Origin of the sequence: Micromonospora sp. DT229 (genome assembly GCF_049844505.1) — a bacterium.
In the GTDB taxonomy this organism is placed as follows: Bacteria; Actinomycetota; Actinomycetes; order Mycobacteriales; family Micromonosporaceae; genus Micromonospora.
Window position 1 is genome coordinate 1 of sequence record NZ_JBNCLD010000029.1, and the last position, 25952, is coordinate 25952.

General features: G+C 70.9%; 14 protein-coding genes. All 14 read right to left on the reverse strand.

The window, feature by feature from the left end; genetic code table 11:
• Positions 1-96: 96 nt before the first annotated feature.
• Positions 97-1500 carry an MFS transporter gene (locus ACLQ2T_RS27815; RefSeq protein ID WP_425769321.1) on the reverse strand — a complete coding sequence of 468 codons (1404 nt, stop codon included), beginning with the start codon at positions 1498-1500 and terminating at the stop codon, positions 97-99.
• Positions 1497-1823, reverse strand: a complete 327-nt coding sequence (locus tag ACLQ2T_RS27820) for a hypothetical protein (protein WP_425769322.1) — start codon at positions 1821-1823, stop codon at positions 1497-1499. The genes ACLQ2T_RS27815 and ACLQ2T_RS27820 overlap by 4 nt, the downstream gene beginning before the upstream one ends.
• Before the next feature lie 146 nt (positions 1824-1969).
• Positions 1970-2809 carry a 4'-phosphopantetheinyl transferase family protein gene (locus ACLQ2T_RS27825; RefSeq protein WP_425769323.1) on the reverse strand — a complete coding sequence of 280 codons (840 nt, stop codon included), beginning with the start codon at positions 2807-2809 and terminating at the stop codon, positions 1970-1972.
• Positions 2793-3947: an acyl-CoA dehydrogenase family protein gene (locus ACLQ2T_RS27830; protein ID WP_425769324.1), complete on the reverse strand. Its 1155-nt coding sequence runs from the start codon at positions 3945-3947 to the stop codon at positions 2793-2795. Before ACLQ2T_RS27830 ends, ACLQ2T_RS27825 begins: the two co-directional genes overlap by 17 nt.
• The gene (locus tag ACLQ2T_RS27835) at positions 3944-4618 is read right to left on the reverse strand and encodes a hypothetical protein (RefSeq protein WP_425769325.1); all 675 of its coding nucleotides are present in this window, start codon (positions 4616-4618) and stop codon (positions 3944-3946) included. The genes ACLQ2T_RS27830 and ACLQ2T_RS27835 overlap by 4 nt, the downstream gene beginning before the upstream one ends.
• The gene (locus ACLQ2T_RS27840) at positions 4615-5520 is read right to left on the reverse strand and encodes a hypothetical protein (protein ID WP_425769326.1); all 906 of its coding nucleotides are present in this window, start codon (positions 5518-5520) and stop codon (positions 4615-4617) included. The genes ACLQ2T_RS27835 and ACLQ2T_RS27840 overlap by 4 nt, the downstream gene beginning before the upstream one ends.
• A 2-nt stretch (positions 5521-5522) precedes the next feature.
• A complete protein-coding gene (locus ACLQ2T_RS27845; protein ID WP_425769327.1) occupies positions 5523-5789 on the reverse strand; it encodes an acyl carrier protein in 267 nt (88 codons plus the stop codon).
• 87 nt (positions 5790-5876) lie between these two features.
• On the reverse strand, positions 5877-7145 hold the full coding sequence (locus ACLQ2T_RS27850; protein WP_425769328.1) for a type III PLP-dependent enzyme: 1269 nt from the start codon (positions 7143-7145) through the stop codon (positions 5877-5879).
• A complete protein-coding gene (locus tag ACLQ2T_RS27855) occupies positions 7138-8520 on the reverse strand; it encodes an ATP-grasp domain-containing protein (protein ID WP_425769329.1) in 1383 nt (460 codons plus the stop codon). Before ACLQ2T_RS27855 ends, ACLQ2T_RS27850 begins: the two co-directional genes overlap by 8 nt.
• A 34-nt stretch (positions 8521-8554) precedes the next feature.
• Entirely contained in the window at positions 8555-9478 is a 924-nt protein-coding gene (locus ACLQ2T_RS27860; RefSeq protein ID WP_425769330.1) for a 3-oxoacyl-[acyl-carrier-protein] synthase III C-terminal domain-containing protein, read from the reverse strand.
• Positions 9475-10770, reverse strand: a complete 1296-nt coding sequence (locus ACLQ2T_RS27865; RefSeq protein WP_425769331.1) for a glutamate synthase-related protein — start codon at positions 10768-10770, stop codon at positions 9475-9477. Before ACLQ2T_RS27865 ends, ACLQ2T_RS27860 begins: the two co-directional genes overlap by 4 nt.
• On the reverse strand, positions 10767-11762 hold the full coding sequence (locus ACLQ2T_RS27870) for an asparagine synthetase A (protein ID WP_425769332.1): 996 nt from the start codon (positions 11760-11762) through the stop codon (positions 10767-10769). The genes ACLQ2T_RS27865 and ACLQ2T_RS27870 overlap by 4 nt, the downstream gene beginning before the upstream one ends.
• Before the next feature lie 319 nt (positions 11763-12081).
• Positions 12082-12288, reverse strand: coding sequence for an MbtH family protein (locus tag ACLQ2T_RS27875; protein WP_013734734.1), 207 nt, complete (start codon positions 12286-12288; stop codon positions 12082-12084).
• 34 nt (positions 12289-12322) lie between these two features.
• The gene (locus tag ACLQ2T_RS27880) at positions 12323-25870 is read right to left on the reverse strand and encodes an amino acid adenylation domain-containing protein (RefSeq protein ID WP_425769333.1); all 13548 of its coding nucleotides are present in this window, start codon (positions 25868-25870) and stop codon (positions 12323-12325) included.
• Between the last annotated feature and the right edge of the window lie 82 nt (positions 25871-25952).

Here is a 25952-nt window from a genome sequence, read left to right on the forward strand (position 1 = left end):
TTCTGCCGCCGCCCCTCCCTGTCCGGCGGCGGGCCCGGGGGTCCGCCCCCCGCGGCCCCCCGGCCGCTGCACTGTGCGGTGCACGCACCGGTCAGGTCAGCCGTTGCGGCTCGCGGTGACCAGGAGTTGGTCGGTGGCAGGCTCGGGATCGGATGCCGCGACGGCCGTGGCCACCGGCTGCGCCTCGGCCGTCGGCGATGCTTCGACGAGGGCCGGAGCCGGCTCGGCCTCGGGAGCCGGTGACGGGGTGTCGGTGCCGCCCAGGCTCTCCGGCCCGGGGGGCGGCTGGCGCAGCGCCCGCAGCGCCGCCACCGGTGCGGCCAGGGCGACGAAACCGCACACGAACCAGGTGGCGGTCACCCCGATCACGGCGGAGAGCGCGCCGAAGACGACGATCGACACCGGGACGGTGCCGATGCCCGCCAGCGTCAGCATCGACATCGCCGTGCCCAACCGGGCACGAGGGGACGCCTGCTGGTAGACGGTGACGATGGCCGGGCCGTTCAGGCCGGCCATCAGACCGACCAGCGCGCCGACCACGGCGAGCGTGAACACCGAGTTCATCGCCGCCATCGCCAGGATGCCGAGACCGATGCCGACGCCGGTGACAACCAGGCGCACCATCAGCGGGATGCGGTGAGCGAGCAGGGCACCGGTCAAGCCGGCGACGATCGCGCCACAGCTGAACGCGACCACGACCACGGCCACCGAACCGACACCCCAGCCACGCCCGTCGACGATCAGCGGCAGGGCCACCTCGATCGGCCAGCCGAAGGCCATGTCGAGCAGGAACGCGCAGATGAACAGCCAGCGCAGGCGGCCGTACGTGCGCAGCAGGCGGATGCCGTCGCCGGAGCGTCGGAGCATGTTCTCGCCCGGCGTCCGGTCACCACCGGCCATACCACGGGTGACCACCCACATCGCGGCGAACGAGACCGCGCAGGTGGCCGCCACCACCGCCATCGCCTCCCACAGCTCACCGGTGGCGATCAGCCAGGCGCCGATCGGGGTCCCGATGATCGGCGCGAGCCGGGTGACCAGGGACGACAGTGAGTTCGCCCGGGCCAATTGCTCACCCTGGGCCAGCCGGGGCATCAGGGTGCTGGCGGCCGGGCTGCCGATGCCCAGCAGCACCCCCTCGATGGCGGCGACGACCACCAGCGGCCAGAACCACGGCGTGGTGAAGACGACCACCGCGCCGGCGGCGAGCAGCACGGCCCGGGCGGAGGTGGTCCGCAACAGGACGAACCGGGCTCCCAGCGTGTCGGCGATGGCGCCGGAGAAGATCAGCGTCAGGGCGCGGGGGATGGTGCCGGCCAGCATCAGGGTGGTGATCGCACCCACCCCGCCGAGTTGGACCGCGGTCCAGGCAAGGGCGACGAGCAGGACGTAGTCGGCGGTCAGCGACAGACCCTGGCTGGCGGTCAGGGTGATGACCTTCCGCCACTGGACCGTTGCCTGGGCCCCGTCTGCTGCCTGGGACTCGTGCGTGGAGGTCATCGGAGTTCCTCACTCTGAAGGGGAATCGCGGGTGGGGGAGCGGACGGGTTCGGGGTGTCCGGGTTGCGGTGCCGCGTGGACGGAGGGCGGGGTGGCGGGAGCAGGACGGTGCCGCAGCCGCCGTGCAGGGCGTTCTCGACGGCCCGCCGGGCGGCGAGGCGTTCGGCGGCGGCATCGGCCGGACCGGGCGCGCTCACCCGCAGGGTGCCGCCCAGATCCGAGCGGCCCAGGCGGGCCAGGGCCTCAACGGCACCGCGTAGCGCCGCTTCATGCCGGGCGGGCACACAGGTCAGGACGGGTATCGCCGAGGGGGTGAAACGCATCCGTGGCACCGCATCCGGCGGATACGGTGCGCCACCGCCTGGCCGTTGGGCGGTGCACCGGCCGTCGGGCCCACCGCCGCGGCTCCGGCCCGGCCCGGTGGGGTTGGCCGGCCGGTGTCGGCGGCCGGTGGGCTCCGGTTGGTGTCTCATGCGGCCCTCCTCGCAACGTGGAGCGGGGACGAGTTCTCGTCTCCGGATGGTCGGGTCGTCTCGGGTGGCTCCAGTGGTGGGCCGGTCAGTGCGTCGGCGTGGCCGCCGTACGGGTAGGTGTGCCAGTCCCACTCGAACATCCGTAGCAGCGGGGGCCGGTCACCGATGGTGGCCAGGGTGGCGACGAAACCCGGCGGGGCGGGCAGGTCCCGCAGCGACCAGCGCTGCCCGGTGAAGGCGCCGGTGCCCTCGACGATCCCGGGCACCAGGACGCCGAGGCGCAGCCCGTCCAGCAGCCGCCCGCCGCTGGCTTTCACGCACGACTCCTTGCGCGACAGCAACCGGTGATAGGCGGCGTTGCGGGCCGCGTCGTCGGGCTGTCCGGCGACCTCGGCGGCCTCCTCGGCCGGCATGAATCGGGCCGAGAGGGCGTTGGCCTGGACGTCGTCGCTGATCTGTTCGATGTCCACCCCGACCGGATCGTGCAGGCGGACGGCGAGCAGGGCGTGACCTCCGGACCGGCTGAGGCTCCACTGCCACTGGCGCCACTCGCCGTCGAAGTACGGCTTGCCGTTGGGGCCGCGGGCCCAGTGCAGCGTGTAGCCGGCGACGTCGAGATAGCTGCCCAGTACCGACCGCACCGCTCCGTGCGCCGCCACGAAGCGGTGGGCCGCCTGCTCGTCGCGCAGCCGGTGCGCGCGCCGCAGTTCGTTGGCGTCGAGTAGCGTGGTGAACGGGTCGACGGTCTCGCGTGCGACGTCCAGCACGATGTGCCACACGTCGGTGCCCGGCGGCGTTCCGACGTCGACCCAGACCGGATCACGCGGCGCGGACATCGGGAAGCCGCCTCTGCAGGTAACCCTCGGCGAGGGTGAGCCGTTGAACGTTGCCGGTGCCTTCCATGAACTCGAAGGCGCGTGCGTCGCGTAGGAGCTTGTCCAGAATCGGGTGCTCCCAACGCGCCCCCGGCCCGAGCAGCCGTACCGCCGTGGTGGTGATCTCCTCGGCGAGGCGGGTGGCACGCAGCTTCGCCGCGGCGGCGAGGGTGCCGTCGCCTGGATTCGCGTCGGCGGATCGGGCGGCGGCCAGCACCAGGGCGCGGGTGCCGGTGAGACGCTGCTCCCAGTCGGTGAGTAGGTGTCGCTCGGCGACCCGGTATCCCCGGCGTTGCGTGACGACCAGGTCGTACGCGGCCTGGGCGACGCCCAGCGCCAGGCAGGACACCACCGGCCGGTAGCGGTTGAAGGTGCGGGTGGCCGCCCACATGCCCTGCCGGGTGGCGGAGCGGCGCCGGCCGAGAATGTCGTCCTGGGTGACCGGTACGTCGGCCATCCGCAACTCGCTTAGCTGCAACGCGCGTACACCCCGGGTGGACAGCGGTGCGGCGGTGAACCCGGGCAGGTCGGTGTCGACGAGGACCGCCACCATGCCCAGCGGACCGGCGCCGCGGCGGGCGAAGACGACGCCGATGCGCGACCGTGCGCCGTTGCCGATGTACCGTTTCGTGCCGTTGAGCAGGAAGCCGTCACCATCGCGACGAACGGTGGTGCGCATGCCGCTCGGATCGGAGCCGTGCGTCGGCTCGGTCATGGCGAAGAAGGTCCAGGTGGGTTCGGCGGTGACCCTCTCCCAGAACCGTTGCCGCTGGTCATCGTCGGCGAGGTCCCCGATGACGGACGAGGACATCGACGGGCCGGGCAGGGCGAGCACCGCACCGGCGTCGACACGGGCCAACTCCTCCAGCACGACGACCCGTTCGACGCAGCTGTGCAGCAGGACGGGCCGGCCGCCGACCCGCAGCGGTTCCGGGTTGTACTCGGCGGGCAGGCCCGCGAAGGGGCGCCACGGCAGTCCGCAGCCGGGTGAGGAGACCGCGAGGTCCGGGTTGCGGTCGAGGTCCAGCGCGGTGGGGCGCAGCAGGTCCGCGTACGCGCGGGCGTGTGCCCGCAGATCGGTGAGGAAGTCGGTGTTCATGACGCCTCCATGTCGGTCGGGGGCGGGTAGGTCTCGGCGAGCAGCTCCGACACGTGCAGGTCACCGCCGGGCCCGTCGGTCAGGAAACCGGCGGCACCGAACAGGTGCAGGCAGTTGCGGCCGCTCTCGTCGAGGGTGCGGTGCACCCGGCGCAGATCGGTCCCGTACGCGTCGGTGTCCAGCAGCGCCCGTGCCTCGGCGATCCCGGCGGCGGCGTCGGCGAGGATTCCCCGGACCATCGGCAGGTGCAGGGTGACGACGCCGGCGATGGTCCGGCCACGCAGGTGTTCGGCGGCCTGTTCGAGCAGCCGGGTGGTCAGGCCGAGCCGGATCCAGGCGATCCCGGCAGTCCAGGCCGCCCCGGTGTCAGGGTCGGGGCCGCCGCCCGGTACCCGCCAGGCGATCAGCTCCCCGTCGCCGGTGACGACGCGGTCCAGCACCGTCTGGCCGTACGGCTGCGGTCGTGGACCCTGCGGTGTGGCGTACCGGTCGCTGGCGGCGTAGACGGCGGCCGGTAGCAAGGTGTGTCCGCCCGGCCCGACCGGCACGATCCCGGGGCTGGTTTCCGCCTGGAGCACACCCAGTGCCGTGACCACCCCTGCGGTGTACGCGAGGGTGTGGTACCGCTCCAGGTCGGTGGCGGCGGCCGGCGTGCTGACGGCGACGGTCATCGGACCAGCTCCCTCACCTTCTGCGGACGGATGGCCAGGTGCGGCATGGCGGGTGACGCGATGTCGCCGGCCGGTTGCCGTGGTGGTTCGGGGTGCGACGTCGGCAGGGTGACGGTGACGGCGCACCGGTACGGCAGCACCGGGTCGCGGTCGGCGACCAGCACCCGGCCGCCGTCCGGACGGCTGTCGAGCAGTTCGGCGAGGGCCAGCCACACCCCGGCGCAGGGGTGTCCCGGCTCGGCCCGCCGCACGGGTACCCCGGTCGGCAGGTCGGCCAGAGCGGCACCGGCGACCACCAGGTCGACCTCGTTCGCCAGCGCCCCAGCCGCCCCGGCACGGGTGACCGCCACCGTCGGCAGGCCGAGTCCGATGGTGCCCTCCGGGCCGAGCAGCATGGCCACCGCGACGTCCCGGACGGGCCGGACCGCCGCGTCGTCGGGCGGCAACGTCGACTGTTCCATGATCAGGATCAGGGCTCGGGTGGCCGCGCCGGAGCGCAGGTACTGGTGGGCGATCCGCAGCGCGGTGTACGGGCCCGCCACACCCTGCTCCGATACCCCGAGCATGATCGGGTCGCCGGGCAGCACGTGTGACAGCACCGGCCCGGGAAAGCTCTGGTGCCGGCAGTCGGGACTGGCGTCCACGGTGATCGCCAGGTCGACGCCGACGAGTTCCGGGCCGAGCTCCTGGACGACCGTACGGACCATGTCGTGGTAGCTGACCATCAGACCGTCGGTCAGCCAGGACAGGTCGGTGAAGTCGCCGTAGAGCGCCTCCATGCGTTCCCGCAGGTTGGTCCGGTCGGCCGGGTCACACGGGATCACCGGGTGGGTGAAGGTGCGGGTGACGATGCGTTCCAGCGCCGGCCCGGCCCGTTCACCGGGTTGCCGCAGGGCCGACATGGTCAGCGGTTTTCGGCGAGGAAGGCGGCCAGGGAACCCACCGACTCCAGGTGGGCCTGTTCCAGGCTCTCCGGGTCGACCTGCGTGTCCAGGGCGTCCTCCAGGGTCATCAGCAGGGCGAGGACGCTGGTGGAGTCCAGGTTCAGGTCGTCGAAGAGTCGGGTCTCGACGGTGATGTCGGTGAGTTCCTGGCGCAGCACCTCCTCGAGCGCGGTGACGATGACGGTGACGATCTGGTCGTTGCCGGTCTCGACGGTCGTGGCGTTCATTGAGGCCTGCCTTTCGGGGCGTGAGATTGGGGGAGGTGACGCGGTTGGTACGGAGATCGGTGCAGGTGGTGCGAAGTCGAGCCAGGGTCAGCGGAAGTCGTGCAGGATCTGCGCGGCGAGCATGCTCTCCACGTCGTCCCGGGTGCGGACCAGCCGGGGCTCGCCCTGGTGGATCAGCACCTCGGCCGGGTAGCCGTGGCTGAGGAAGTGCACCGGCGAGGCGGTCGGGCCGTACGCGCCGGAGCGCTCGACCCCGATCACGTCGCCGGGGCGCAGGTCACCGGGCAACTCGACGGCCTTGCCGATGGTGTCGTTGGGGGTGCACAGCGGACCGGTGACGTTCCACTTCACCGGCTGGGCGGTGCTGTCCCGGTTGAGCAGCCGCATCGGGAAGTTCCGCTTGACGAACGAGCCGATACCGACGGCGGCCATATGGTGGTTCGTGCCGCCGTCGGCGACCGCGAAGCGTTCGCCCATCGACTCCTTGACGTACCGCACCGTGACGGCGTAGGTGCCGCTGTGCCCGACCAGGTACCGACCGAGCTCCATCACCAGGGCGGTCTGCGGGTGGCGTGCGTGGAAGGCGGCGAAGACGGGGTTCAGCTGGTCGGTCAGCGCGGCGGCGTCGAGGTCCCGCTCGCCGGCGAAGTACGCCACGCCGAGCCCGCCACCGACGTCGACGATCTCCAGGTCCACCTCAAGGTGCTGCCCGAGTCGTTCGGCCAGATCGAGGATCCGCCCGGTGTTCTCGACGATCATCTGCTCGGAGAGGAACCGGGTGCCCAGGTACGCCTGGAAGCCGCACAGCTTGACCGACCGGTGCCGGCCGGCGAGGTCGGACTCGGCCAGCAGGGCCGCCTCGTCGATGCCGAACTGGCGGGGCTTGCCGCCCATGGTGAGGCCGCTGCCTTTGACCGCGAAGCTCGGGTTGACCCGCAGCACCACCCGGGCGGTGCCGCCCAGTTCTGCGGCCAGCTCGTCGATCAGGGCGAGTTCGCCGAGCGACTCGCAGATGAGGGTGACCTCACCCTTCAGGCACGCGGTGAGCTCGGTGCGGCTCTTGCCGGGGCCGAGGAACATGATGTCCTCGGCGGGGACCCCGGCGCGTTCCGCGGTGACCAGTTCGGTCAGGGAGGAGACCTCGGCGCTGGCGCCCAGCGAGTGCAGCAGCGCGCAGACGCTGATGTTGGGGTTGGCCTTCAGCGAGTAGAACATCCGCACCGCCGGGTGCAGCCGTTCGCGCAGTTGCCGGTACCGGTCGGTGATCGTCGCGCCCTCGTAGACGTACAGGGGCGTGCCGAACCGTTCCACCAGTTCGGTGACGGGGACGCCGCCCAGTGCGGTCGACTCAGACATGGACGGTCTCCTTCTGGACAGCCGCGACAACGGCGTCGTCGAGGTCGGTGAGTTCCTGGTGGGTACGGGCCATCAGCAGCCCGTACAGGCGTCCCACGTACGGGCGGGTGTCGCCGGGTTCGGGCGTCGCGGCGTTGACCGTGGCGAAGTTGTTCACCACCAGACCGGTGCCCCGGTCCCGGTCGAACAGCAGGTCGCCGAGGCAGTCGCGGAGGCCGGCGAAGGTGACCGGTCGGGTCAGCCGCAGGTCGTACTGGCGGGCCAGGGCGACGCTGTCCGGGCCCATGAAGCGCTCCTGGAGCCCGGTCTGGTAGGTCGACATGTTGTTCCTGGCGTTGATCTCCAGGACCGGCAGCAGACCGCCGTCGGTGGTGGTGATGGCGTCGACCCCCACCACGCCGTGGAAGCCGTCGGTGGCGAGCCGCGCGCCGAGTCGTTCGCTGGCGATGACGAGCTGCGCGGCGTGCTCGGTGGAGAGTCGCGCGGGGAAACGGTGTCCCTTGTGGACGCCGTTTTCGGTCAGCGCCTCCTTGACGAAGTCGAACCGGACCGAGCCGTCGCGGGCGACGGTGAAGTGGTAGTTCAGGTCCAGCGCCTTGTCCGCCCACTCCTCGATGACCAGGGCCACGCGCTGGTCGCCGGTGCGTTCGGCGCGTCGGGTGACCATCCGGACGAGCTGGTCCATCCGGCGGATGTCATCGACGACCATGATGCCCTTGCCGGAGACCCCGTACGCGTCCTTGACCCCGACCCGGCGCCCGGCGGCGACGGCGCGCGCAGCCTCGCCGGCCGCGGCGACGAACTCGTCCACGGTCTCGCACTCCCAGCCCACGGCCTGGGGCAGTCCGAGGTCCGTCGCGACCCGGCGGCTGTAGATCTTGCTGTTGACCGCCTTGACCACCGACACCGCCGGTAGCGCCGGGGCGAGCCCGGTCAGCTCGCACAACTGCTGCTCCAGCGCCGACATCCCGTGCGGCAGCAGGTACGCCCCTTGCCCGGCCAACGACCGCAGCGCCGCCAGCAACCGGGGCGAGCGCAGCGCGTCCTCACTGACCGTGGCCGCCGGGTCGTGCTCGTCGGTGAGCAGGATCCCGGGAAGCTCGATGCCCAGCCCCTCCAGGTACTCCAGGTAGTCGGGGTCGGGGGCGGACTTCAACACGACGTGGTCGCCGGGGCCGGCCAGCAGTACGGCGAACTCGTCCATCCGGTTGACGATCGCCGTGGACGCCCGACCGCCGAAGACCGGCAGCCCCACCTCGTCGCGGGCCCACTCGTCCTCGACCTCGAAGTTGCCCAGCAGGACGAACGGCGTGCCGGTGGCTCCGGTACAGGCACTCTTGACACCCTCTAGGAACGTCGGATCCGGAGGTGACATCGGCTGTTTCCCTTTCTGCGACGAGGTCGACGGGTCAGTGCCGCAGCACGGCGGCGGTGAACGTCGCGCCGAGCCCGACGGCGGCCATCAGGTACAGATCACCCGGGCGTAGCCGGTCGGCGGCGCGGGCATGGACGTAGTTGATGAACGGATCGGCACCGAAGCAGTGCCCGGTGGCCGCGATGTTGTCCAGGTAGACCCGGTCCAGCGGCACGTTCAGCAGCTGACAGGTCCACGACCAGGACAACTTGTTGACGTTGTGGGGCAGCAGCAGTGCGAGGTCGTCGACGGCGACCCCGGCGTCGCGGCACGCCTGCCGGATCACCTCGGCCAGCACCTCGTTGTGGTCCTTGACGAAGTCCGGGTGCAGGGGCTGCGGTGGGACCGACTCGGCGAACTGGCCCAGGGTGCGGGTGGCCACGCCGAGCAGCCGGTCCCGTTCACCGTTCGCGGTGACCAGGCAGGCGGCGGTGGCCTCCCCCATCACGGTGCTTCCCGGGATGGTCTCCAGCAGCGGCATGAAGGTCTTCTCGCCGGTGAGCACCAGGGCCAGGGCGTCCGGGTCACCGTCCGCGGCGAGCAGCCGGCCGGCGAGGTCCACAGCGAGCAGACCTGCGGCACAGGCGCGCTGGGTCAGGGTGAACGCGACCGCGTTGGGCAGGCCCAGCGTGCTGCAGACGTCCTCCAGCAGGGTCTCCCCGGCCCGGTGTGCCGGGGCGATGGTCCGGCCCAGCACCACGTAGCGGACCCGGTGTTCGTTGCCGCGCAACGCGGTCAGGGAATCGGCCGCCGCGACCAGCAGCGGTCGCAGGTCCTGCCCGGGATCGCGGAGCACCTTCTTCAGCCCGAACAGGCGCCGGTAGGTCCACATCTGCTTCGGGTCGGTGTCTACACAGATGTCACCGATGTCCACGCTCAGCGCCGGCAGGTGACATCCGACGTCCAGCAAGGCGGTCATGCCGGGCTGCCGATCGGTGCGGTACGCGCCGATGAGGCGGCCGTCGGGGTGGCACCCGGCCACCAGAGGTCCTCGTCGGTCAGTGCGTCGGCGCGGTACTTGCCGACCGCGCTGACCAGCAGCCGGGCCTCCAACGCCAGAGCCTCGACCAGGCGGGTGAGGCCGTCCTCGGGATCCTCGTCGACCGCGAGCAGCGCGGCCCGACCCAGCCCGACGGCGGTGGCGCCCAGCGCCAGCGCGCGGACCGCCCGGCCGCCCTCCCAGATCCGGCCGGTGGCCAGCAGACATCCCTCGGGGCGGCCGATGCGGCGCAGGCACTCGCCCAGCGGCAGCCCGACCTGGTCGAGGAACGCCCGAGGCGCCCACCCCGTGCCGCCCTGCGCGCCGTCGACGGTCACCGCGTCACTACCGGCCTGCCAGGCCGTGGTCGCGGCCAACGCCACGTCGCGTCCGGGGTGGAACTTCACCCACACCCGGGCCCGCGGGAAGTTGTTGCGCATGAACCGCACCTGCTGGCGCAGGATCTCCTCGGTGAAGGTTCCGGGGGTGGCGCAGCGCAGCCAGCGGTCCGTCCCGAGGACGTCCCGGACGGCGAATTGACCGGCCAGCCGGGCGGCTTCCTCGGCGTCCACCGCGGTCATCCCGCCCAGTCCCGGCTTGGCGCCCTGGCCGGTCTTGAGCTCGAAGCCCAACCGGCCCGAGTCCCGCAGCTCGCGCACCGAGGTGTCGCTGTAGACGAGGTTCCACACCTCGGAGTCGGCGTCCTCGGTGCTCTGCTGCACCACCACACCACCGACCCCGGGCGGGCACTCCTGCGCGTAGGCACGCAGCCGGGCCAGGATCGGCGACTGTGCGGCCTCGGCCCGCCGGTATCCGCCGACCGGCACCATGTTCTCGCCGATCACCATCGGGATGCCGAGCCGGCCGGCCTGCCGGCTGGCGGCGATCCCCGCGTCACCGGAGGCGACCCGGGTCGAGCCGAACGCGGAGACGTACACCGGCAGCGGTGAGCGGAAGCCGCCGATGACGGTTTCCAGGTCCACGTCGTCGTGCAGCGGCTCCCGGCCCAGATCGATCAGCTTCTCCAGCCGCCGAGGCATGAACACCGGCGGCACCAGGCGGGCCAGGTCCAGGTCGTCGGTGAAGCCGGAGGGGCCGGACAGCTCCTCGTCACCGGCGCCGTGCAACTGTCGGCCGTACGTGTCGACCGGCGGGAACACCGCGGCCGTGCCCTCGCGGGCCCGCTGACGGATCAGCTCCTCGGGCAGGCCCGGCGCGCAGACCCCACTCACGGGGACACCACCCCGGGCAGCTTCGGGTAGGCGCTGACCTGCCAGAGTGCGTCCAGGCCGGTCAGGAACCGGATCAGGCGCTGCAACCCCATGCCGAAGCCGGCGCTGGCCGGTAGGCCCTCGCGCATCAGCCGCAGGTACCAGTCGTACTTGGCCGGGTTCTCGCCGCTCTCCCGCATCCGGGTCACCAGGGTGGCGTAGTCCGCCTCCCGCTCGCTGCCGCTGACCAGCTCCCCGAAACCGCCGTGGGCGATCAGGTCGAAGTTGCGCAGCACTCCCGGGTCCTGGGGGTTCTCCCGGTCGTAGAAGCCCCGCGATCCCTTGGGGTAGTCGGTGATGAAGAAGGGCCGGTCGGCCTCCCGGGACAGGATCTCCTCACCCGCCCAGTTGATCTCGGCGTCCGGGCTCTGCGGGTGACCCTGGTCGCGCAACCGCTGGACCGCCTCGTGGTGGGTGCAGCTGTCGAACTTGCCGGTCAACAGTTCGGCGAAGTCGAGGGGGTCACGGCCCAACTGCCGCAGCACCTCCGGCACGGTGTCGAACACGTGCGCGACGACGTGGGTGAGCAGCCCGGCTGCGGTGTCCATCGCGTCCTCGCGGGTACCACCGGCGATCTCCACATCGATCTGGTGGAACTCCACCAGGTGCCGGCCGGTGTCCACGGTCTCCGGCGGTTCCACCCGGATGTTCGGGGCGATGTAGAACAGCTTCGGGAAACCGCGCAGCGACGCCTGCTTGTAGAGGATCGCGCTCGTCATGATCTTGTACGTGTGGCCGTAGAAGTCGACATCGAGGGCCTTGGCGCCCCGGGCGCCCGGGTCGGTGACCGGCCCGATCAGCGGGGGCAGCAGCTCGGTGAAGCCCTGACCGCGCAGGAACTCCCGCGCGGCGTACAACGCCTCCTGCTGGACCGCCATGGCGGCCCTGGTCTTGTCGGCGATCAGATGCTCGCCGAGGAGACCAGGGTAGGCGGCGGCTTTTCTCACCGCCACCGTTTGCTCTGCCTGGTACATCTCGCCTCCCGGGGTCTTTGCTCGTACCTGGTTACGACGGCCGGCAGCGCCGACAGCAGACGTGTCGAAGTGTGCGAATCACGCACCGGAGATTTGCACCGGCTCGCGGTCGACCCATTCGGTCGCGCTATTTCCCACACGTCGAATATAGGAGTGCCCGGTGGTGGCAGACGGTAGTTGGACGGGCAGAAAGGTGGGCAGTCAAAGCGGCAGTGACCGGCGTGTGGACACGACTGAGCGGCCCCTGCTCACGAGGTGAGCAGGGGCCGCGCTGGAGGTGATCTGACCTGGCGTTTCCTTACGCGTATTGTGCCACCAGGCTCCGCGGTCGGATGTCGGTCCAGGAGCTCTCCACGTACGCCAGGCACTCCGCCCGGCCGGCCGGCCCGAAGGCCGTCTGCCAGCCGCCGGGTACGGCGGCGAAGACCGGCCAGAGGCTGTGCTGGGCCTCGGCGTTCACCAGCACCAGGAACGTGCCGTTCTCGTCGTCGAACGGATTCGCCATGTCATTTCCCTTCTAGAAGGTTTCCGGAGTTCTCTTATGCCAATTCGGCAAGTCTTGCGGCGAGCTTCTCGCCGATTTCCGCGAGTGGTTCCCGTTCGGTCATCCGAAGGTGAGTGGTGGCCACGTCGTGCCACTCGATGACGCCGCTGAAGTGCTCTTCCCACAGTTTCGGTGACGGGCCGTCGGCCACGCCGGCACGGCCGGCGGAGAAGAACAGCAGGTCACCGGCGACCACCCCGGGCCGGTACGCGGCCATGATGTCGGCGTGGTTGACTGCGGCCCGGACCAGGGCGTGGACCTCGCCGGGGGTGAAACCGGCGAGCACCGGGTCGCGACGGCGCAGGACCTCGACCACCGCCACCGGGTCGTACCGGTCGAGGAGCCCGTCCGGCAGCTCACCGGTCTCTCCGTCGTCGTCGCCGAGCAGCATCAGCATGGTCTCGCGCTCGGTGCGCGGCCGGGCCGCCTCCTCGACGGACACCGGGTAGGCGTCCATCATGGCCAGCAGTTCGACCTCTTCGCCGGTCTGTTGCAGCAGAGTGGCCATCGCGTGTGCGACGACCCCGCCGAAGGACCAGCCGAGCAGCCGGTACGGGCCGTGCGGTTGCACCCGACGGATCTCCGCCAGGTACTCCTCGGCCAACTCGGGTACTCCTGTGGCCCGGTAGCCGGGCAGGCTCAGCGCCCGGGTCTGGAGGCCGTAGATCGGCTGCTCCGGGCCGAGGTGCCGGGCGAGTCCGGCGTACGACCAGCTCATGCCGGCGCCGGGGTGAACACAGAACAGCGGGCGGTGTCCACCGGACGGTTGCAGCGGCACCAGGACCTCGGAGGCTTCCCCGCGCCGCGTGCCGTCGAGCAGCCCGGCGACGGTCGGCCGGTCGAACAGGTCGCGGACCCGGATGTCGAGGCCCAATGTGTCGCGGATCCGGCTGACCAGCTTGGTGGCGAGCAGTGAGTGTCCGCCGAGTTCGAAGAAGTTGTCGTCGACGCTGACCGCTGCGACGTCGAGGGTTTCGGCGAACAGGCCGCACATCAGGTGTTCGTCGGGGGTCCGGGGGGCTCGTCCGCTGCGTTGTCCCTGCTGGGGGGCGGGTAGGGCACGCCGGTCGAGTTTGCCGTTGGCGGTGACGGGGAGTTGGTCGAGTACCACCACCGCGTTCGGCACCATGAAGTCGGGCAACGTGCGGGCGGTGAGCTGACGTACGGTCGCCTCCCAGTCGCGTGGGGCGGCCGCCTGGGTGGGGACGACGTAAGCGACGAGTCGCTTGTCGCCTGGCCGGTCCTCGCGGACGATGACGGCGACCTGCCCGATGCCGGGGTCCTCGCCGATGGTGGCTTCGATCTCGGCCGGTTCGATGCGGAAGCCCCGGATCTTGACCTGACCGTCGGCTCGACCGATGAAGCGGAGTTGTCCCTGGCTGGTCCAGGCGACGAGATCACCGGTGCGGTACATGCGAGCGCCGTTGGGGTCGTACGGGTCGGCGACGAAGCGCTCGGCGGTCAGCCCCGGCCGTCCGAGGTAGCCGCGGGCGACCTGGTCGCCGGCGAGATAGAGCTCGCCGGTGGCGCCGGGGGGTACGGGGTTGAGGTGTTCGTCCAGGACGTAGGTGCGGTTGTTGTCGAGGGGACGGCCCAGGTGGATGCCGGGGAATTCGCTGCGGTTGGTGTCGAAGCGCTGGTGGTGTGAGGCGAAGGTGACTTCGGTGGGGCCGTAGCTGTGGACGACGACGGTGTTGGGGCAGTGGTCGAGGACTCGCTGCATGGCGGCTGGTGAGGCGGTGTCGCCGCCGGTCCAGACCTCTTCGAGTCGGGCGAGGGTGTCGAGTCCTTCGTCGGCCATGATGTGGAACAGGCCCATGGTGAAGTAGGCGGCGGTGATCTGGTGCCGGGTGATGGTGTCGGCTAGTTCTGCCAGGTCGGCGCCTTCTCCGGGGGCGATGACGAGTTCGCCGCCGAGGAGTAGCGGTACCCACATCTCGTAGGTGGAGGAGTCGAAGCCGTAGTTCGAGTGGACGAGCATCCGGCGGTGGTGGGCGGCGTTCCAGCAACGGTCGGCGGCGAGTTCGCGGACGTTGTGGTGGGTGACTCCGACCCCCTTGGGCCGGCCGGTGGAGCCGGAGGTGAACATGACATACATCAGGGAGCGGTCGTCCAGGGGCAGGTTCAGGTCGTCGTCGCGGCCACCGGTCGGGCCGTCGAAGGGCACGATCACGGTGCCGTGCTCCCGCTCCGCGTCCAGGGCCGGGTTGGTCTCGGCGTGCCGGTCGACCAGCAGCACCGGAGCCGCCGAGTCCGTCATGATCGTGCGTACCCGGGCCGGTGGGAGGGTGGTCCCGACCGGCACGTACGCCGCACCGCACTTGAGGACCGCCAGACTGGCCGCGATCAGGTCCGCACCCCGGTGCATCAGGACGCCGACGGTGGACTGGGGTGTGACGCCGGCCGCGATCAGACGGTGGGCCAGCAGGTTGGCGCGTCGGTTCAGCTCGGCGTAGCTGATCCGCTGCTCGCCGAAGGTGACGGCGATGTGGTCGGGGGTGCGCCGGGCCTGCTCCTGGAAGGCTTCGTGGACGCAGCCTCGGGTGGCGGGGACGGTGGTGCCGTTGTAGGCGATGAGGAGTTGGTGGCGTTCCTCAGCGCTGAGGAGGTCCAGTTCACCGACGCGCTGTTCCGGGTCGGCGACGGCCGAGTGCAGCAGTCGGGTGAGTCGTCCGGCGAGGAGTGCGGCGGTGTGCTCGTCGAACAGGTCGGTGGCGTATTCGAGGGCGCCGTCGAGTCCGGCGGGTGCGCCGGCGGCGTCGGTCAGCTCACCGACGGACAGGGTCAGGTCGAACTTGACGGTACCGATGGCCAACGGGATATCGCTGCCGGCGAAGGGTGAACCCGTGGTGTCGGTCGGAGCGGTGTTGTTGACCATCAGCATGATCTGGAACAGGGGGTGGTGTGCGGTGGTGCGGGTGGGGTTGAGTTCTTCGACGAGGCGTTCGAAGGGGAGGTCCTGGTTGTCGTAGGCGGCGAGGTCGGTGTCGCGGACGCGGGTGAGTAGTTCGGTGAAGGTGGGGTTGCCGGTGAGGTTGGTGCGTAGGACGAGGGTGTTGACGAAGAATCCGATGAGGTTGTCGAGGGCTTCGTCGGTGCGTCCGGCGACGACGGTGCCGATGGGGATGTCGGTGCCGGAACCCATCCGGGACAGCAGGGCGGCGAACGCGGCCTGCAACACCATGAACACCGACGTACCGGAGGTGCGGGCCACCCGCAGCAGCGCCGCATGGCCGGCCGCGTCCAGGGTGAACCGGACGGCGTCGCCACGGTGGCTGGCACGGGCCGGCCTCGGCCGGTCGGCCGGGAGGTCCAGTACCTGCGGCGCGTCGGCGAGGGCGGTGCGCCAGTAGTCGAGTTGCCCGGCGAGCAGGCTGTCGGGGGCGTTCGCGTCGCCGAGGAGATCGCGTTGCCAGCGGGTGTAGTCGGTGTAGCTGACCGGCAGCGGAGTCCAGTCGGGTGCGTGGCCGGCGGTGCGGGCCTGGTAGGCGATGGTGAGGTCGCGCAGCAGGGGCGCCATGGAGGCGCCGTCGCCGGCGATGTGGTGGAGGACGACGACCAGCACCTGGGGAGCGCCGGTGGGTCGGAGGAGCCAGGTCTTCAGCATCGGATCGGTGCTGAGGTCGAAGACGTGTCCGACAGCGGCCTCGACGGCCGCGGGTAGCTGGTCGGGGGTGAGGTCCCCAACGGTCAGTCCTGGTCCGGGGTCATCGAGGATGACCTGGTGAGGTTCGCCGTCGATGGTGCGGAAGACCGTACGCAAGGCGTCCTGGCGGTGCAGGACGTCGGTCAGGGCGGCGGCCAGGACGTCCGCGTCCAGGTCGTGGTCCAGTTGGAGTGCGACGGGGATGTTGTAGACAGCGCTGGGGCCGTTGAGTTCGTTGATGAACCAGAGCCGGTGCTGGGCGTACGACAGCGGCACCGGACCGGTCGACTCGGTTGCCACCAGCGCGGGCCGTACGGGCGTGCCGGCCAGCTCCCGGATGCGGTACAGCAGTCCGGCCGGGGTCGGAGCCTGGAACACGTCCCGCACCCCGATCTCGGTGCGGAAGACCACCCGGATCCGGTTCACCAGTTTGGTGGCGAGCAGTGAGTGTCCCCCGAGGTCGAAGAAGCCGTCGTCGACGCCGACTGCGGGGACTACCAGTGCCTCGGCGAACAGGTCGCACATGAGGTGCTCGTTGAGAGTACGGGGGGCACGTCCGGTGCTCCGGCCGTATTGCGGTGCGGGCAGGGCGCGACGGTCGAGTTTGCCGTTGGCGGCCAACGGCAGCCGCTCCAGCACCACGAAGGCGGCCGGCACCAGATGGGCGGGGAGTGTCTCGGCGGCGGCGCGGCGCAGCTCGCCCTCGTCCAGCTCCGACCCCTCCGCAGCGGGCGTCAGGTACGCCACGAGCCGTTTGTCGCCGGGCTGGTCCTCACGGACGATCACGGCCACCCCGCCGACGCCAGGCTGTCGGGCGAGCACCGCCGCGATCTCACCGGGCTCGATTCGGAATCCCCGGATCTTGACCTGGTCGTCGGCCCGTCCGACGATCGCCACCGCGCCGCCGCGGGTCCAGCGGGCCAGGTCGCCGGTGCGGTACATCCGGGCGCCGGCTGGATCGAACGGGTTGGCGACGAAGCGCTCGGCGGTCAGCGCGGTCTGGCGCAGGTACCCGTCGGCCAGCCCGGTACCGGCGACATAGATCTCGCCGGTGACGCCGACCGGGACCGGCCGCAGCTCATCGTCGAGGATGTAGCAGGCGCGGTTGACCAGTGGCGCACCGACCGGGACCGGCGCATGGTCAGGCGGTGTCTGGACCTGGTGGCAGTTGGTGAAGATCATGCTCTCCACCGGCCCGTAAGCGTGGATCAGGCGCTGTCGGGGCAGCAGGCGGCGGGCCCGGGCCAGGTGCTCCACCGAGGGCGCCTCACCACCGGTCATCACCTGCCCGACGGCGGCGAGCGTGTCGGGGTACTCGTCGAGCATGACGTTGAACAGCCCGGCCGACAGCCACATGGTGGTGATCCCGTGGCGGGCGACCAGTTCGGCGATCCGGGCCGGCTCCGGCCGCTGGCCGGGGTGCAGCACGCAGCTGGCGCCGTGCAGCAGCGGGCCCCAGAAGTCGAGCGCGAACGCGTCCCAGGAGACCGGCGCGCTCTGCAACCACACCTGATCCGGTCCGAAGTCGACGAAGTCCTGGCCGGTGAGGGTTCCGACGATGGCCCGGTGGGACGCGAGCGCCCCCTTGGGCGTTCCGGTGGAGCCGGAGGTGAACATGATGCAGGCCGGGTCTCCGGGGTCGCCGGCAGGTAGGGCGGGCTCATCCGCCGGTGGCGCACCGGGGACGGCGCCCGCCTCGTCGACCAGCACGGTGACTGCGGGACGCGCGGTGCCGAGTCGACCGGCCAGGTCGTTCGCGGTGACCAGCGCGGCCGGTGCGGCGTCGTCGGCCAGGGCGGTCAGCCGGGCGTCCGGAAATTCCGGATCGAGCAGGGCGTACGCGGCACCGGCGCGCAGCGTGGCGAGGACGGCGACGGCCATCGGCAGGCCACGCTCCAGCAGCACACCCACGATGTCCCCGCGCCGTACGCCGACCGTCACGAGATGCCGGGCGAGCCGGTCGGCGGCGATGTCGAGTTCGGCGTACGTCATCTGGGTGTCGCCGTCGATCAGCGCGATCCGGTCCGGGCCGGCGGCGACCTGGTGGGCGAACACCTCGGTGACCCGCAGGTCCGGTGCGGAAACCCCGGTGTCGTTGAGAGTGTTCAGCAGGGTGTGACGCTGGTCGGCGGTGAGCAGGTCGTGCCGCCCGACGGGGGCGTCGGGTTCGATGGCGAATGCGCCGAGCAGCCGGGTGAAGGTGGCGCAGAGGTCGTGGACCGTCTCGGTGTCGAAGAGGTCGGAGGCGTACTCGAGGATGCCGTCCATCCCGTCGGGGGCGCCGGTGGGGTCCTGCCGTTCGGCGACGGAGAGGGTCAGGTCGAACTTGACGGTGCCCACCTCGAACCCGACCTCGGTGCCGGCGAACGGGGATCCGTCGGAATCGGCCCCGACGGCGTTCCGGACCATCAGCATCACCTGGAACAGCGGGTGATGCGCGGTGGTGCGGGCCGGGTTGAGCTCCTCGACGAGACGCTCGAAGGGAATGTCCTGGTGCTCGTATGCGGCCAGGTCGGTCTCCCGAACCCGGGCCAGCAGTTCGGTGAAGGTGGGGGCACCGGAGACATCGGTCCGCAGCACGAGGGTGTTGACGAAGAACCCGACCAGGTCGTCGAGGGCCTCGTCGTCCCGACCCGCCACCACAGTGCCGATGGGGATGTCGGTGCCGGAGCCCATCCGGGACAGCAGCACCGCGAAGGCGGCCTGCATCACCATGAACATCGACGTGCCGGCGGCACGGGCCACCTGACGCAGCACGGCATGGGTAGCCGGGTCCACAGTGAATGGGACTCCGTCGCCCTGGTGACTGGCCCGCGCCGGGCGGGGCCGGTCGGCGGGCAACTCCAGCACCTGCGGTGCGCTGGCCAAGGTGTGCCGCCAGAAGTCGAGCTGCCGGGCCAGGAGGCTCTCCGGGTCGTCGGCCGCGCCGAGCAGATTCCGCTGCCAGAGGGTGTAGTCGACGTACCGTACCGGCAGGGGCGCCCACTGCGGTTGCTGTCCCACGGTCCGCGCTGCGTAGGCCGTCGACAGGTCCCGCAGCAGGGGGGCCATCGACATGCCGTCACCGGCGATGTGGTGCAGGACCACCACCAACACCTGGGGCGCACTGGCCGGGCGCAGCAGCCAGACCCGTACGGGGATCTGCGTGGCCAGGTCGAAGACGTGTCCGGCCGCCGCCTCCACCGCCGCCGACACCTCGTCGGGGGTCAGGTCCCGCACGGTCACCTCGGGGCGTACCCCGTCGAGAACGACCTGATGGGGCTCGCCGTCGGTGACCTGGTAGACGGTGCGCAGCACCTCCTGCCGTTCGACGACGTCGGCGAGGGCCGCCGCCAGGACGTCCGGGTCGATTGCCTGGTCCAGTCGGATGGCGACGGGGATGTTGTAGATCGCACTCGGGCCGTCGAGTTCCCCGAGGAACCAGAGACGGCGCTGCGCGTAGGACAACGGCACCGGGCCATCCGGTGCGGACGCCACCAGCGCAGGCCGCACGGGCGTACCGGCCAGCTCACGGATCCGGTCGAGAAGCCCCAGCGGGGTCGGCGTCTGGAAGACGTCCCGGACACCGATCTCCGCTGCGAAGACCGCCCGGATCCGGTTCACCAGTTTGGTGGCCAGCAGGGAGTGTCCGCCGAGAGTGAAGAAGCCGTCGTCGATGCTGACCGTGGGAACTCCGAGGACCTCGGCGAAGAGGTCGCACATGAGCTCCTCGTTCGGGGTGCGGGCGGCACGGCCGACGCGCTGCTGCTGCTGGGGGGCGGGCAGGGCGCGGCGGTCGAGTTTGCCGTTGACGGTGACCGGTAGCTGATCGAGGACCACCACCGCCGAGGGGACCATGTAGTCGGGCAGGGTCCGTGCGGTTCGTTGCCGTATGGCCGCCTCCCAGTCGGCGTCGGTCCGGGCGGCTGCCCCGTGAGCGGGCGCGATGTACGCGACGAGCCGTTTGTCGCCGGCACGGTCCTCGCGGACGATCACGGCGACCTGACCGATGGCCGGGTCCGCGGTGATGGTGGCCTCGATCTCGGCGAGTTCGATGCGGAAGCCGCGGAGTTTGACCTGTCCGTCCGCGCGGCCGATGAAGCGCAGCTCACCCCGGCCGTTCCAGGCGACGAGGTCACCCGTGCGGTACATCCGCCCACCGGCCGGGTCGAACGGGTCGGCGACGAAGCGTTCGGCGGTCAGTCCCGGCCGGCCGAGGTAGCCGCGGGCGACCTGCTCGCCGGCCAGGTACAGCTCGCCGGTGCCACCCAACGGCACCGGGCGTAGCCGCTCGTCGAGCACGTACGTGCGGTTGTTGTCCAGCGGTCGGCCCAGGTGCACCCCGGCGAACTCGCCCCGGTCGGTGCCGAACCGCTGCTGGTGGGAGGCGAAGGTGACCTCGGTCGGGCCGTAGCTGTGCACCAGCACCGTGTCCGGGCAGTGCTCCAGCACCCGCGCGACGGCGGCGGGGGAGGCCACGTCACCTCCGGTCCAGACCTCCTTCAACCGGGCCAGGGTGTCCAGCCCCTCGTCGGCCATGATGTGGAACAGGCCCATGGTGAAGTAGGCGGCGGTGACGTCGTACCGGGTGATGGTGCGGGCGATCTCCGCCAGGTCGGCGCCCTCCCCGGCGGCGATGACGAGTTCACCGCCGAGCAGCAGCGGCACCCACATCTCGTAGGTGGAGGAGTCGAAGCCGTAGTTGGAGTGCACCAGCATCCGCCGGTGGTGTGCCGCGTCCCAGCAGCGGTCGTTGACGAGTTCCCGGACGTTGTGGTGGGTGACACCCACGCCCTTGGGGCGACCGGTGGAGCCGGAGGTGAACATGACGTACATCAGGGACTGGTCGTCCAACGGCAGGTTCAGGTCGTCATCGCGACTGCCGGTCTGATCATCAGTGGGGCTGTCGAAGGGGACGATGACGGTGCCGTGTGTGTGTTCTTCGGCTAGTGCGGGGTTGGTGCTGGCGTGGCTGTCGACCAGGAGTACGGGGGCGTTCGCGTCGGTCATGATGGTGCGTACGCGTGCTGGTGGCAGGGTGGTGCCGACCGGTACGTAGGCGGCTCCGCACTTGAGTACGGCGAGGCTGGCGATGACGAGGTCGGCGCCACGGTGCATGAGGACGCCGACGGTGGATTGTGGTGCGACGCCGGCCGCGACGAGTCGGTGGGCCAGCCTGTTGGCGCGTCGGTTCACTTCGGCGTAGGTGAGTTGTTGTTCGCCGAAGGTGACGGCGGTGTGGTCGGGGGTGCGCCGGGCCTGTTCCTGGAAGGCTTCGTGGACGCAGCCCCGGGTGGGCGGGACGGTGGTGTCGTTGTAGGCGACGAGGAGCTGGTCACGCTCCTCGTCGCTGAGCAGGTCGAGTTCGCTGACGTGCCGGCGCGGGTCGGCCACGGCGGCGGTCAGTAGCCGGGCGAACCGGTCGGCCAGCATCGCGGCGGTGTGCTCGTCGAACAGGTCGGTGGCGTACTCGAGGGAGCCGTTCAGTCCGGCGGGGGCACCGCTGGTGTCCACCCCTTCGCGAATGGAGAGGGTCAGGTCGAACTTGACGGTGCCGATGTCGAAGGGGATCTCCGTACCGGCGAAGGGCGATCCGTCGGGATCGGGCTGGGCGGTGTTGCCGACCATCAGCATGATCTGGAACAGGGGGTGGTGTGCGGTGGTGCGGGTGGGGTTGAGTTCTTCGACGAGGCGTTCGAAGGGGAGGTCCTGGTTGTCGTAGGCGGCGAGGTCGGTGTCGCGGACGCGGGTGAGTAGTTCGGTGAAGGTGGGGTTGCCGGTGAGGTTGGTGCGTAGGACGAGGGTGTTGACGAAGAATCCGACGAGGTTGTCGAGGGCTTCGTCGGTGCGTCCGGCGACGACGGTGCCGATGGGGATGTCGGTGCCGGAACCCATCCGGGACAGCAGGGCGGCGAACGCGGCCTGCAACACCATGAAGATGGTCGTGCCACTGTCATTGACGAGTCGCAGCACCGCCCGGTGCATGTCCGCGTCGAGCCGGAACGGCACCGCACCCCCGCGGTGGCTCGCCTGGGCCGGTCGGGGCCGGTCGGCGGGCAGGTCGATGACCTGGGGGGCTTCGGTCAACGTCTCCCGCCAGAAGGTCAACTGCCGATTCAGCAGGCTGTCGGGGTCGTCGGCGTCGCCGAGGAGGTCGCGTTGCCAGAGGGTGTAGTCGATGTAGGTGACCGGCAGTGGGGTCCAGTCGGGCGTGCGGCCTGCCAGGCGGGCCTGGTAGGCGGTGGTGATGTCGCGCAGCAGGGGAGCCATGGAGGAGCCGTCCCCGGCGATGTGGTGCAGGACCACGACCAACACCTGGGCGGCGTCGGCGGGGCGCAGCAGCCAGGTCTTCAGCATCGGGTCGGCACTGAGGTCGAAGACATGTCCGACGGCGGCTTCGACGGCTGCGGGTACCTCATCGGCGGTGAGGTCGAGGACGGTCAGCCCTGAAGCGGGGTTGTCGAGGACAACCTGGTAGGGCTCGCCGTCGACGGTGCGGAAGACGGTACGCAGCGCCTCCTGGCGGTGGATGACGTCGGCCAGGGCGGCGGCCAGGACCTCCGCGTCGAGGTCGTTGTCGAGTCGGATCGCGACGGGGATGTTGTAGATGGCGCTCGGGCCGTTGAGCTCGTTGATGAACCACAGCCGGTGCTGCGCGTACGACAACGGCACCCGCTCCGTCGGCGCCGCGGCCACCAGCGCGAGCCGGTCCCGACCGGTCAGCTCGCCGATCCGGTGACCCAGCGCGGCAGGGGAGGGGGCGAGGAAGATGTCGCGGATGCCGACCTCGGCATCGAGTACCGACCGGATCCGGTTGACCAGCCGGATCGCGAGCATGGAGTGTCCACCGAGGGCGAAGAAGTCGTCGCCGGGGGCCACCGTGGGCAGGCTCAGCACCTCGGCGAACAGGTCACACAGGACCGGGGTACGGGGAGAGCCGTCGTGCCCGCCGACGAATGCGGGGACCGCGACCGGGCGGGTACGGGCGGCGTGGCGCCGCTCGTCCAGGCCCGCCTGCTCGGCGTCGGTGAGCACGTCGAGGGTGCTGACCGGGGTGCTCGGGTCGGTGGTGGCGGCCCGCAGCAGCCGCAGGTACGTCTCCAACATCAGGGCTGCGGTGTCGGCGTCGAACAGGTCCACGTCGTACTGGAGCCAGATTTCGACCTCGGCGTCGTCGGCGGTGGCGATGCAGGAGAAGCTGAGGTCGAACTTGGCGGTGTCGAGGCCGGCCGGGGCGATCCGGCCCTCGAGGTCGAGGATCCGCAGCTGGTCCGGGGTGGACGTGTTGACGGTCAGCATCACCTGGAAGAACGGATGGTGCGCCAGCGACCGGACCGGGTTGAGTCGCTCCACCAGCAGGTCGAACGGGACCTCGGCGTGCGCGTACGCGGCGAGATTGTTGTCGCGTACCCGGACGACCAGGTCGGCGAAGCTGGGGTCGTCGGAGAGGTCGGTGCGCAGGACGGCGGTGTTGACGAAGAAGCCGATGAGGTCGTGCAGCGCCTCGTCGCCGCGTCCGGCGACGGGGGTACCGACCGGCACGTCAGGGCCGACGCCGAGCTGCGTGAGGGTGGCCGCGAGCGCGGCGTGGAAGAGCATGAACGCGCTGGCCTGGTGGGTGTCGCCGAGGTTGCGCAGGCGCTGGTGGGTGTCGGCGTCGAGGACCGCGCACAGCGAGGCGCCCCGGTGTCCGAACTCGACCGGGCGGGGCCCGTCCAGTGGCAGATCGAGCACGGCCGGCAGATCGGCGAGGGTTTCGCGCCACCAGGACAGGTGCCGGGCCATCAGGCTTTCCGGCTGGTCGGCGTCGCCGAGAAGTTCCCGCTGCCAGAGGGCGTAGTCGGCGTACTGGACGGGCAGCGGCTCGAAGTCCGGTTCCGTTCCGGCCAGGCGGGCCCGGTAGGCGATCTCCAGGTCGCGCAGCATCGGGGGCAGTGACCAGCCGTCGGTGGCGATGTGGTGCACCAGCACCACCAGCACCGAGCGCTGCGGCGTGTCGACGAGCAGCAGGGACCGCAGTGGCGGCTGCGTCGCGATGTCGAAGGTACCGTCGATGAACTCGGCCAACCGGGTGTCGACGTCGTCGCCATGGCAGTCCTGCACGACCAGCAGCCGGGGGTCGGGGTCGTCGAGGATCCGCTGGACGGGTGTGCCGTCGACCGAGGGGTACACGGTGCGCAGCACCTCGTGCCGGGTCACCAGGTCGGTCAGCGCAGCGGCCAGCGCCTGCTGGTCCGGCACCCCGTCCAGTTCGATCACCAGCGGCATGTTGTACGTCGCCGACGGGCCCTCCATGGCGTGGAGGAACCACAGCCGGTGTTGGGAGTAGGACAGCGGGATGAGTTCCTCGCCGGGCTCGGGCAGGTACTCGGCCGACCCCGAGCCGGCGTACGGCTCGGCGGGAGTGGGGCCACCCGGCCCGGACGCCGGGGTGGCCCGCAGCGTGCCCCGGTCGATCTTGCCGGTGCTGCTGCGGGGCAGGGCACCCACGAGCCGGACCACGCCGGGCACCGCAGCGGCGGGCAGCCGCTGCGCGAGATGGCCGCGGACCTCGTCCGCGCTGACCGTGCCGGCCACGTACGCCACCAGGCGCTTCATGCCGTTGCCGAGGTCCTGGGCGACGACGGCGCATTCGCGTACCCCGTCGAGGCCGAGCAGGACCGACTCGACGGCCGCCGGATCGATCCGGTGCCCGTTGATCTTGACTTCGTCGTCCAGCCGGCCCAGGTAGTCCAGTTGACCGTCGTCCCGGACCCGGACCCGGTCACCCGTGCGGTAGGCGGGCTGCCCGCCGAGGGTGGTGAACCGGTCAGCGGTCAATTCCGGGCGACCCAGATAACCGTCAGCGAGCGCGCCGCCGAGCAGCCACAGCTCACCGTCTACGACGGCCGCCCGCACCCCGGGCAGGGGCAGCCCGATCGGAACCTCGTCGGCGTCGTCGTGCCCGGACAGGTCGGCCACCGTCGCGACCACGGTTGCCTCGGTCGGCCCGTACGTGTTGAGCAGCCGTACCCGGTCGCCGACGGCCTGCCGCCAGCGGGCCACCCGCTCGGGTAGCGCCGCCTCACCACCGATGATCACGGTCTGGAGGGTCGGCGGCAGTTCGGCGACCCCGGTGGCGAGCGCGTACGCCAGCTCGTGCCAGTACGCCGTCGGCAGGTCCAGAACGGTGATCCCGTGGCGGACACAACCGGCCAGCAGCGCCGGTACGTCGAGCATGTCGTCGTCGCGCAGCACGAGTGTGCCGCCGGCAGTGAGGGTCAGGAAGATCTCCTCGACGCTGGCGTCGAAGTGCAGGGGGGCGAACTGGAGCATCCGGTCGTCGGCGGTGACACCGTACCGGCAGGTCGCTCCGGCGACGAAGTGTGCCAGGGCGGCCTGTCCGACGAGGACGCCGTTGGGCGTTCCGGTGGAACCGGAGGTGTAGATGACGTAGGCCGTACCGGCTGGCACGCCTGCCCCGCTGAGCACCACCTCGCCCTGCGCGATCACCTGGGCCAGGGCCGGCGGCGTCCCCGCGCAGGCGTCGGCGAGGATCGCCTCGTTGCGGGCGGCCGGCGCGGCCGGGTCCAGCGGCAGGTACGCGGCCCCGGTACGCAGCACGGCCAGGACCGAGACGATCGCCTCCACACTGCGGGCCCGGCAGACGGTCACCAGCCGGCCAGGTCCGGCACCCTCGGCGTGCAACAGTTCGGCGCGCAGTGCGACAGCCGCGTCCAACTCCGCGTAGCTGAGGCGGGTCGCCCCGGCGACCAGGGCCGGGCGGTCCGGGTCGACGGCGACCCGCTGCGCGAACGCCTGCGACACGCCGACGACCGGCCCGGTGAGCGGCCCGCCGTTGAGGACCGTGCTCGCCCGACGGTCGTCGCGGCCCGGCCCGGCCTGGACAACCGGTTCCGCGTAGTCGATCGATGGCATTGCACTTCCTCCTGCGGTTTGCGGACGGGGTGGGCCCCGGACGGTCGCGTGTCTAACTCCAAAGTGGACGGAACTGGTGCCG